At 67.0% G+C, this 10,553-nt stretch carries 6 protein-coding genes, 1 pseudogene and 1 CRISPR repeat array; of the genes and pseudogenes, 1 reads left to right on the top strand and 6 read right to left on the bottom strand.

Going from position 1 to position 10,553, the window contains the following annotated elements; all coding sequences use genetic code 11:
• Positions 1-215 precede the first annotated feature (215 nt).
• Positions 216-578 (top strand): hypothetical protein, encoded by a 363-nt coding sequence (locus U9978_RS23135; RefSeq protein ID WP_322763259.1) that lies wholly within the window; start codon positions 216-218, stop codon positions 576-578.
• A gap of 411 nt (positions 579-989) precedes the next feature.
• On the opposite strand, the gene U9978_RS23130 is transcribed toward U9978_RS23135, so the two are convergent.
• From U9978_RS23130 to U9978_RS23105, 6 genes and pseudogenes are all read right to left on the bottom strand, one after another.
• Positions 990-1,622: a hypothetical protein gene (locus U9978_RS23130; RefSeq protein ID WP_322763258.1), complete on the bottom strand. Its 633-nt coding sequence runs from the start codon at positions 1,620-1,622 to the stop codon at positions 990-992.
• Positions 1,619-3,193 (bottom strand): hypothetical protein, encoded by a 1,575-nt coding sequence (locus U9978_RS23125; RefSeq protein ID WP_322763257.1) that lies wholly within the window; start codon positions 3,191-3,193, stop codon positions 1,619-1,621. The genes U9978_RS23130 and U9978_RS23125 overlap by 4 nt, the downstream gene beginning before the upstream one ends.
• Entirely contained in the window at positions 3,180-5,738 is a 2,559-nt protein-coding gene (locus tag U9978_RS23120; RefSeq protein WP_322763256.1) for a hypothetical protein, read from the bottom strand. The genes U9978_RS23125 and U9978_RS23120 overlap by 14 nt, the downstream gene beginning before the upstream one ends.
• Complete coding sequence (locus U9978_RS23115; RefSeq protein WP_322763255.1) at positions 5,728-6,633, bottom strand: hypothetical protein; 906 nt, start codon at positions 6,631-6,633, stop codon at positions 5,728-5,730. Before U9978_RS23115 ends, U9978_RS23120 begins: the two co-directional genes overlap by 11 nt.
• Before the next feature lie 194 nt (positions 6,634-6,827).
• A complete protein-coding gene (locus U9978_RS23110; RefSeq protein ID WP_322763254.1) occupies positions 6,828-7,469 on the bottom strand; it encodes a Crp/Fnr family transcriptional regulator in 642 nt (213 codons plus the stop codon).
• A gap of 546 nt (positions 7,470-8,015) precedes the next feature.
• A pseudogene (locus tag U9978_RS23105) lies at positions 8,016-8,937 on the bottom strand (IS5 family transposase).
• Positions 8,938-10,025: 1,088 nt separating this feature from the next.
• A CRISPR array of direct repeats spans positions 10,026-10,516; the repeat unit is 30 nt; unit sequence GTCAGTGATCATCCCTGGAGGGATTGAAAC.
• Between the last annotated feature and the right edge of the window lie 37 nt (positions 10,517-10,553).

Raw genomic sequence — 10,553 nt, 5'->3', positions numbered from 1 at the left:
TTAGAGCGACCGGCAATAGGGGACGCGGCGTCGCGGGGCTGGGGCACGCACCTCGCCGCATCGCTCCCCATCCATCGCTGCGCGATGCACGGGGTACCCCGGCTCCGTCGGTCGACACCCAACACCTCCGGCACCTCCCTCCTCCGCCTCACGATGCACGCACCCCAGCCCCGCTCCTTGATCCACGCCCCTATTGCCGGGCGCTCTTAGTCGACATGATGATCGCGACGGGGCTCCGCATCGGGGAGTGCGCGGCGATCGTCTGGGACGCCGTCGACCTGGAAGCCAGGACCGTTGACGTCCGGGGCACCGTGGTACGGATCAAAGGCCAGGGTCTGATCATCAAGCCGGAGCCGAAATCCGAGGCCGGATGGCGGAAACTCCTCCTGCCGTCGTGGTGTGTCGAGATGCTCCACCGCCGCCGCGCGGCCACCACGGCTGGTCAGGAAGATCCCGTGTTTCCCGCCCAGAAGGGCGGCCTGCGCGATCCGTCGAACACACAGGCCGATCTTGGTGAGGCCTTCGAGTACACGGGCGTCGACGATCTCACGTCTTCCGGAAGACCGTCGCGACGCTGACGGACGACGCGGGTCTCACCGCCCGCGCCGCCGCCGACCAGCTGGGTCACAGCAAGACCAGCCTCACCCAGGACTTCTACTTCGGCCGCAAGACCCGCGACACCGGTGCGGCGGCAGTGCTGGAGAGCCTGGAACACGAGTAGGAATCTCTGGCCCGACCAGATGCGGGGTCTGGCTGTCAGCGCGACTCTGCAGGTTAATTACCTACGATTACCAAATTATCAATTTGACGATAGTGATCCAGAAGGTGGCACCATCCAGATATTCCCTCGATAGCATACGTCTAGCATCAACCGCTAGATCATATCGGCGAGTCCAGATTAATCCAGCAGGATCCCAACCTGCTTCAAGCGAAAGGGGCTACCAGCGCTTCAACGGAACTGGCGCCCATAACCAATAACCTGCCCCGCGTCACGGAGACGGCAGACCCGGTGGACCCGGCTGGTCGGCCCACACCACCGCAGCTTCCGATGTCGAGCTGGACGGATGCGCCCGAGACCACTCCCGGTCAACGCCGTTGGTCCACTGCCGAATCGGGTGGACGCAGCTGGGACCGTCTCCAGGCGCGCAACGCGAGCTATTCCACGACAGCACTGTCGCGCAGACCGCCAGCGCGGCGACCGCCCTGGGAAACCGGTGCGGTACCACGGCGCACCTCGGAAGCCACCCCACGAACCGGTCGGCGGCGGCGGCCAAGTCGGTGACCAGGGTAGCGAACCAGTAGATCGGCCGGAGCTTGAGCTTGCAGAAGGCAGTGGCCAGGGCGTAGTCGACCAACAGGCCCACATAGCGGAGGCCGGAGACCGCCGCGCGGCCAGGTCCGACCGACTCGCGTAACAGCCGGGGAACGACTTTCCCCCAGCCGACGACGGCCAGCCGGTACCCTGCCCAGACCAGTAGCAGGGCCCACCCCGCCTGCGCGACAAGCGTCCACGGCCCGGCCGGGACCTTGCCCACCAGGTACTCCCCGACCTGCCCGACCGCCGACTGTCCTGGCAGGTCAGACAGTGCGCTGGTCACGGCTAGGGCCGTTACGGCAGTCATCTGGCCTTGTCCGGAGTGTCGGGAGGCGTGTCCTCGGCCGGCGGCGTGACAGGCCTAGCGTCGCCACGACGCAGTCCCCGACCGGAGTAGCCCAGCCTTTGACGTTGCTCAGCGCCAGCGTCGCCACCCCCGCCAGGCAGCGCGCCGGCCGTGGCCGCCGCGATGATCCGCTGAGCCAGGTCGCGTTCCAGCTCTCCGCTCTTCGCCAGGATGACGAGCAGCTCGAACCTGCGTTGTTCTTCGGCGTGGCGCCGGGCGCTCAGGTTGGACAACGCCTCGGCCGCACCCGTCGGGTCGGCCTCCACCCGTAGCACGTCAGGGTCGAGGCCATCGTCGAGCGCGGCCTGAATGAGCTTCGCTCTGGTCAGGGAAGCGGCTGTCGCAGCCTCGTCAGCGGCAAGCTGTTTCTCGGTGATGTCGGCATCGAGCATCGCGGCGACGATGACCTGGGTGCGCTGCTCCAGCTCGGGCGGCAGGCGCAGCTGCACACCGATGAGGGTCAGTTCAATGCAGTCCTCAACATCGATGGGGCGCCCGCAGATCTGCTCGTTGATCTTTCGCTCGGCATCCCGCAGGGCGTTCCAATGGTAGCGGCCGGTCACCACGCGCAGCCGTTGCACGACCTCGTGCTGGCATTGGCCCGACGGGTCGTCGATGGGACTACGCACCCACAGGCCCAGGTCACGAATCTTCCAGGAAATGTCGATCACAGCGTCCAGCAGTGTCGACGCCTCGCTGGTCGATAGCTTCGCCTCGAAGCGCTCGGCCCGGACCGACACGTCCACGCTCCGCCTCGACTCGCCGAGCTCGACCCGGGCATTCTTGAGGCTGACCACCAACCCGTGCCCCGGCTGCATCGGTACGTTGACCAACCGCGAGATCACCGCAGCCTGGGCCTCGGCGGCGCGGTCGTGCTTGAACTCCGCGACTACCTTACCCACCTCATGAACGAGAATTTCCTCGCACAGCCGCCCGGGCTCGTTGACCCGGTCCAGGTGCCAGCGGACCGCGTCCTGCACCTGCCAGGAGAAGCCAAGCGCAACGTCGAGTGGCACTCCGTCCTCCGCCGGCAGCCGGCAGCTTGCCTGGCCGAAGTTGGCCGACTGCGCGATCGGGTGCGCAGGGATGTCCGGCCACATGGCGAAACTCGTCAGCCAGGCGTCAGCGCCATGGCCAAGCAGCTCGAGGCGCCCGCCCAGCCTCTTCTCGATCTCGCGTCCTCGCAGGTCCGCCTCGGTCGGGTCGACCGCGACGGCAAGCTGCGTAATGCGCGCAACCAGCAGCTCCCGGGTCGCCGCGGTGAGGTCGGGCGAGCCTGAACGCAACCAGCGCCCGGCGTCCACCACCTCCCACTGATAGCCGGCGCGGAAGGTGAAACTCAGGCCGGGACGACGGCTGGGCGCCTGTCCCTCAAAGCTGCCGAACGCCGATCCCGTCACCTCATGACGGTCGGTGTATCGGCCGAACTTCCGCTGCCCCAACGTCGGTTCCCGGTTGGGCGGCAGATAGTCCCCCCGCCCGTTTCCGTACACGAACATGGCGGTTCGGCCACTGCCACTACCGGAGCTCATCACTGTCGTCGTCCCATCCTTCTTTCGATCGCTGATAGGTGCGGCCCACGGCCTGCGGGAAGTCCTCGTTCCAGAGGTCGAGGTGGTAACTCAGCCGTTCGTCGTCTCGCCCGTCGCGCAGCGAGCCCAGGACGATGTCGACCAGTACCCCGATGAGCTCGGCGTCCCCCTCCGCCCGGACGTACCAGCCGCGCAGCACCTCGACGGTCCAGTCCTGTGCGTGGCGGCTGTTCTGGGCGTGATGGACAAGCGTGGCGACCGGCTTCACCAGGCTCGCGTCGCGCAGCGCCAGGCTCAGCAGGGCCGGCCTGGCTGAGCCGGTCGCGGTGTCGTTCTCGACGGCCATGGCCGCGATCCGCAGGAAGCCCTCGGCCGCGACGGCCCGCCGCCGCCCGTCGCCTGCATCGCTCCACTCGACCAAGCGGTCCAGCACGAGCCGCGCGTTCGCTTCGCCGGTGACGAACAGGTTGAGCAGGCTGAAGCCCACCGCGTGGCGCAACGGGCTCGCGGTCTGATGGTCGCCCGGCATCGAGTCCGCGAAGGTTCCCAACGCGTCGAGTGCGAGCTCCGGCACCCGGGCACCGATACCGGCGCCCCAGGCACGCGCGGCGGTCCACCTACGGAACAGCCGTTGGCTGTGCGTGCCCCAGTCGAGCACCATCCGGTGCACGTGCGGGGCCAGCTCCGGTTCGCCGTCGAGCACTTTCAGCGCGCCAACCACTGCCTCCCGATGCCGGGGCGTGGAGCTGTCCGACCAGGGCAGCAGAAACGCTCGGCGCGCTTCGTCGAAGCCGTGTGCCGCGATAACGCCCACCGCTGCGCCGGCACGGGCCCGTACGGCCGGGCGAGGGTCGTCCGTGAGGCCGCGTACCCAGTTGCTGACTAGCTCATGGCAGTCGACGTGCTCCCGCCAGAACCAGTCGAGGACCCGCCGTTGGTAGCCGTCCTTGCGGAAACGGACCGCCTCGACCGGAGCGAGCCCGTACCCGGAGTCCTCCAGCGAGTCGACGATCTCGGCGTCGGCAGCCTCGATGAGCGCGCCACGGCCCGGACCCAGCACGTGCTCATCAGCACTGGGTGCCTCTTTCTTGGTCAACGCGCGCAGGTCCTGCTCGAACGACCGCGCGACCCCAGCCACCACGCGGTAGGGCAGACCGTTGAGGATAGCGAGCGCAAGCACGAACGCGATCTGCTCAGGTGCGGAGATCCGGCTGATCCACTTCGTGAAGTCGCCAGCCACGTAGCCGTCCACCCACCCCCGAACCGCCTCCAGGCCATCGGGCACCGTCCGCGCGTAGGCAACGCGGCGGGCGAGCTCGGTGACGACGGCGGCGCGCTGGCCCTCCCTGACGACGTCGCGGAGCATGGTCTCGATTGAGCTGTCGGCCAGCGGGTCGGCGGGCGACGCGTCGGCTGAACCGATCGTCGTCCGGGCGGTCCAGCCGTCGGGATTCTCACGGAACCACTCGTACTGCGCGGACATGATGTCCGCCGCCGAGGCGGGAAGGCCGACGTCGACCACGTAGCGGCCCACATCGACCAAGCCCGTCGATTCCCGGCCTGTGATGACCAGGTAGCTTCCCTTGGAGACGAAGTCCTCGGCCAGCCGGTCGAGCCGCACGGAACCGTCGAGCAGCAGCCGGTAGTCGAGGTTCTCGATCAGAAAGCCCGCGTCCCTGGGCAGCCGCTCGATGTCGAGCGTGCGCGGGTCGGTCTGCGCGTCGATGCGGAAGATGTTCTCCCGGACCACGCAGCGGCTGAGCATCGCGAGGCCGAGCGACGGCCGCCCGAAACCGGGGCGCGCGCACACCATCGCCAGGTGGAGCTGCTCGAGCCGGGCGAGGGCCGGCTCGAAGCAGGCCGGTTCGGCGAACGCGGTGGCAGTCCACGTAACGATGTCGGTGGGGATGTGCGCCCATCGACCAGACAGCCGCGCCTGCCGCTGGCCCGACGCTCGCCTGTCCTGGTTCCCCGATCCGGCCTCATTCCTGTCATCACCATCGGCGCCGGATCGGCTGGCCCCGACGTCACCAAGCTGGCTGCCGATCACCAAGTACGTGGCGTTGATGGTGGAACCGTGGATGCCATAGGGCATGCGGTCCCGTCCCGGTGCACCGAACCCGCCGAGGGAACCGGGGCCCACAGGGCCGCGAAAGTTGCTAGCCGCGTCCTCGAGATCGCTCGGCTCGGCGAGCTCTTCCTCGACCTCGACCTCGTCCCGAATCGGCTCGGGTTCGGCAGTGCCCGGTCCGTCGGCCGCCTCCCCGGCCCCCGCAGCGGACCGCTCGGGAACCTGGGGCTGCAAGTCCCCCTTCTTCTCGTCAGGTTTCTCGCCGCGCAGCGGGTCGGCGACGACCCTGGGGTCAGCCTTGGCTAGCGGGGATCCGCTGCGAACTGGTTCGACCGGTCCCGGGCTGGACCCAACCGACCCGCCGGAGTCGGGGCGTCCCTCGCCGACGGAGTCCGGCGTCATCCGTTCGTCCGGCCCCCCTGGGCTGAGGTTGACGGCACCGTCGGCGGCTGAGTCTGAATTCTCAGCGGCCATCGTCGCTGTCCTTGGCGAACGAGTCGTGCACGTCCAGCCAGACCTCGGGAGGCCCGCTGAGCCCGTCGTTGTCAACCGGGTCGGGGTCGGGCTCGCGGCCGATGTCGTGGCCGACCACGTTGGACCGGTCGACACGGCTACCTATGATCACGATGTTGCCGCTGATACTGTCCCGCCCAGGAGCGGCATCCCTCTGCGCGCCAGGAAACGGCCCGACCGGCGCTTCGGCTCGGTTGCCACGATCCCCGCCGGAAGGTCCGCCTGCGCGGGACGCCGGCGTGCCAGTGGCGCTGGGCCGCCGTTGCCAGCCGTCCGCGTTTGGCACGTGAACCCAGGCTCGGGTTCGCAGGCTCTTGACCGTCACGTCAACAGGCTGGTAAGCGCTCGGTGGCACCCGGCCGTAGTCCTCGGTAAGCACGGACTGGTACACCCGGTCTGAGACGATGACCGCGAGGTCGGCCTCCGGCGCGGCGACAAACGCCGCGCGCAGCGGCTCGGCGTCGACAAGCCGGCACACCTCGACCGCGTGCCGGCCGGTGATGACATCACCGTCGATGAGCACGTCGCCGTCATGGATGGCGACCCGCAGCCGCATCCGCGCGGACGCGTGGGCGAGTTGGCGGTCTTGTCGCAGCGCCGTGGTCAGCCGGTCGAGGAAGGTGTCGGTCAGGTCGACGAGGGACACCATCGGCTCGATGGCGATCAGCATGCCGTCGCCCCGGTCCTGCATCGACGGCGCGGCGCCGTGCCGGGCCGACAACCCGACCGCCTCCAACCCGTCGCTGACCGCCTGGCGCAGCCGACGTCGCAGGTCGACCTGCGTCCGGCTGCCGCGCCCACTCCAGTCCTCGATGTCGACCACTACGAGCCGCCGATTGACCGGCCGATGCACCATCGGGCTCCTTTCCGTTTCCGGACGACCTCCGAGCACCTACCTCGGTGGCACCATCCGCCAACGCGGTTTGCACCCGGCGCCGCACCGCTCGATCGTCACGGCGTGGACGGGTGGCGCGCCTGAGTGGGCGTGCACGTGCGTCCTACCGGAGTGCGGCAACCCGAACCACGCCATTGGCGTACTTCCGAGTTTGGCTAATCTGACACGTTCAGTTCGTTGGCGACCCGCGCGAGACCCGCCGGGTCCAGCACGGTGAAGTGCCCTCGGGTGTAGTCGATCAGCCCGAGGTGGCGCAGCCGAGGCAGCTCCCGGCTCGCCGAACGCAGACCTACGCCGGCGGCGGCGGCGAGGTCCTGCTGAGTCAGCCGAATCTCGATGACGGCCCCGTCCGCGACCGACCGGCCGCGCCGGTCGATCAGCTCCAGCAGCTTGCGCGCGATCCTCGCCCGCGCAGGCGTCCTCGGTCCGAGGACACGTTCGCGGTCCGCATCACGCAGCCGGACGACGAGCGTGGACATGATGCTCGCAGCTACGTCCGGTCGACTGCGCACCTCGCTGAGGAACGCCGAGGCTGGGATGACCGACACCCGAACCCGGTCGACCGCGACGACGGTGGCGGTCCGGGTCCCTCGATCGACGACGCCCATCTCGCCGATCACGTCTCCGGCACAGCGGTAGGCAAGCACCGTGGTCCGCCCATCGACGGCGGTCACGGCGACCTTGACAACGCCGTGCTCGATCAGCATAACCACGTCGGCGGCCGAGCCGTGCAACATCATGATCTCGCCCGGCTGGTACCACCTGGGCTGGCCATGCGCTCGCAGCACGGCACGCACGACGGCACCGAGCCCACCGCCCGCCGCGGGCTCTCCTGCGCTGACCAATCGCTGTCGGCCCAGCGTGAGGGCCGCCGTCGCAAGCCTCCGCCCATCCCTCCCGGATGGCGGCACCGCCGGTGCTGCCGCCTGAGCACCGAAAACCCTCGCTGCATCCATACCTGCCCCCGTCGGGTTGCAACTGATCGGGAGCTTAGCCTCAGTGTTTTATGAACGCTGGGCCCCCTATCCGGCGAGATGCCCGATCTGCACAGACGGATGAAATATTGAGTCTTGTCATACACTTTTTAATTCGCAAAATAGGAAAAAACAGGCATGATTGACAAGATCTATAACGCTCCGTGAGGCACGACGCGCAAGGTTGTCAGGCCGCACCGGAGCCAAGCGCAGTGATTCTGGACTCGCAGATGGTCAGCACATTGGGCAACGTCCCGGAGCCTTCCTGGGGACGGATGCCGGGAAGAAAATCAGAAGCCGGAAACGTCACATCGCCACCGACGTCTCGGGTTTAAAAATCTAACTATTAGGGCGTGTTTGAGAAGTCTGTCAGAGTAGCCATTCGTTGATCGCGGCGATGGTGACCGTTGCTTCGTAGCGGACGGCGAGTTTGTCGTACCGGGTCGCCACGGCGCGGTGGCGTTTGAGCCCGAGGGACCCGTCGGATCGCGAAGCGATCTGATGGGTACGGATCCCGCACTCGACGGCGTGCCGCTGCTTGTAGGCGTCCCGGCTGAACGCGGGCGGCCGTCCGCCGCGCCGACCGAGCTTCTTCCGGTTCGCGGCCTGGTCGGCTTTGACGGGGATCGTGGCGCGGATACCGCGCCGACGCAGGTAGGCCCGATTGCCCCGTGAGCTGTACGCCTTGTCCGCGAGAACGTGATCCGGCCGGGTCCGGGGTCGACCCCGGCCGGAACGGGGTACCCGGATCCAGGCCAGCACCGTCTGGAACTGGGGGCTATCGCCTCGCTGGCCGGCGGTGATGACCAGCGACAGCGGTTTCTGGCTCTGCTCACAGGCCAGGTGAACTTGGTTGTCGACCCACCACGGGACCGCCCCAGACCATGATCCGCCGGTTCGGTGTCTACCCCACCCGGACTGTCCCGCTGGAGATCCCCCTTTTCGCCGCTCCCGTCGCGTGCTGATGCGCGCGGGCCACCGTCGAGTCCACCGACACATCCCAGGTGATCAGACCAGCGGCGTCCGCGCGGGCCTGAAGCCCGGTCAGGATCTTCTTCCACCTACCGTCACGCTGCCAGTCCCGGAACAGCCCGTACACCGTCCGCTAATGCCCGTAGCGGGCCGGCACGTCCCGCCACGGCGCCCCCGTCCGCGTCCGCCACCGAATCCCGTCGATCAACTGACGGCGCGTCCACGTCGGCGGACGACCCGACTTCTTCTTATCCTTCTCCGACGGCAGCAACGGCTCCAGCACAGCCCACTGTTCGTTTGTCAGGTCCCCCCGCGCCACACAATGATCATTCCGGTCAAATCACACCAGCCGATCAGCACTGGCACAGATCAGAGACTTCTCAAACACGCCCTAGGCCCGCAAGCCGTCACAAGCATCCTGGACGGGACAATCCGGGCGCAGGCAGAGCGCCACCTCGCCCGTGCCTCGGTTCGGGTCGGGATGTGGAACCCCGGTGTCCTGAGCCACGACGGAGATCACAAAACCGGTGCCGGCGACCCCACCCGGATCCACTGACGCACACCGTCGAGGAACATCAACAGAGAATGAGAAGTATCGAAACCGTGGGGTAAACGTGGGGTTTGGTGCCTCGGACGCCCGACCCGGCGGCAAGAAGTACCTGTGCTGCAAGCAGTTTTGGTGCGCCGCCAGGGACTTGAACCCCGAACCCGCAGATTAAGAGGAAAGGGCGGTTTATCCGTCGATATCCGTGGACGTCCGCCGTGTCGGCGTGACCTGGGCTCACCGTCCGCCGGTGTTCGTGCTCGTCCGCCGACGTCCGCCGGCTTGGGTACAGAAATGGGTACACGGGGACGGATCGAAGCGAGTGCCGACACGGCCCACGCTACGAACTTGGGAAACCTGTACGCCTGGCGGTGCTGACCTGGGCCGGGACGTTCCTGCCCAGGTCAGCGGCCCTCTTGTCCCTGCCGTTGCCGACCGATCGGACCAGATGCTGACCGGTACTACGGGCACGCCGCGGGCACACCATCCCGGTGACCTCTGCGGTGCCGTGCCGGTTGCCCGCCGAAGACCGCGCTCTCGGGTCCATTCGGGGCGTGGAGACATCGTTTCGTCGGTGGCCGTCAGGCAGCTGATTACACGACGGACTGTATGCCATTACTATACAGATGGTGCTGTCTCGCGGTACCTGCCGACGATTCGGGTCCGCGGCGGACGACTTCACGGGGGTTCTACGTATCTGGTGGGCGGTGAGTGGCCGGGTCCCGAGGTGGGCAGCCGAACCCCGATCCTCTACGATGGGGATCATGGCTCTGACCTGCGGCGTTGCACTACCGCCGGACCGCTGCAGAACGGGCCTCAGATCGACCCCGGAAACCGCCTGTGACCTGCGAGTTTATCTTCGGGTCAGTGATCATCCCTGGAGGGATTGAAACACCAAGCAGTATGGACAAATTTACGAACATCGCTGAAGTCAGTGATCATCCCTGGAGGGATTGAAACTCCAACCGGCCGGGGGAAACCCCCCACTGGACAGGTCAGTGATCATCCCTGGAGGGATTGAAACTTACCGGCTCACCCTCCGGAATGCACCCGGGGGTTTTGTCAGTGATCATCCCTGGAGGGATTGAAACACCGGAATTTTTACCGTGATGCACCAATAGGTGCACGTGTCAGTGATCATCCCTGGAGGGATTGAAACACGATCTGGCGAGTCGATGCCCCGCCTTCGACGAGTCAGTGATCATCCCTGGAGGGATTGAAACAGCTGGCGGACGCGGACCCGATCTCAAAAGGCTCGAGTCAGTGATCATCCCTGGAGGGATTGAAACTCAGACTCTGCCCATAGGGCAGTCCGGAGCATCTGGTCAGTGATCATCCCTGGAGGGATTGAAACTAAGAACCACTGCTCAGCTCCCCAAGGTCGTACCCAA

Origin of the sequence: Protofrankia sp. Cr2 (assembly GCF_963555885.1) — a bacterium.
Taxonomy (GTDB): domain Bacteria; phylum Actinomycetota; class Actinomycetes; order Frankiales; family Frankiaceae; genus Protofrankia.
Note: the sequence above shows the minus strand (reverse complement) of the source record. Positions and strands in the feature narration are given on the sequence as shown.

What these genes read in the sequence shown, in the direction of transcription:
- U9978_RS23135 (WP_322763259.1), top strand. Translation starts at nt 216, where the DNA reads ATGATGATCGCGACGGGGCTCCGCATCGGGGAGTGCGCGGCGATCGTC.
- U9978_RS23130 (WP_322763258.1), bottom strand. Translation starts at nt 1,622, where the DNA reads ATGACTGCCGTAACGGCCCTAGCCGTGACCAGCGCACTGTCTGACCTG.
- U9978_RS23125 (WP_322763257.1), bottom strand. Translation starts at nt 3,193, where the DNA reads ATGAGCTCCGGTAGTGGCAGTGGCCGAACCGCCATGTTCGTGTACGGA.
- U9978_RS23120 (WP_322763256.1), bottom strand. Translation starts at nt 5,738, where the DNA reads ATGGCCGCTGAGAATTCAGACTCAGCCGCCGACGGTGCCGTCAACCTC.
- U9978_RS23115 (WP_322763255.1), bottom strand. Translation starts at nt 6,633, where the DNA reads ATGGTGCATCGGCCGGTCAATCGGCGGCTCGTAGTGGTCGACATCGAG.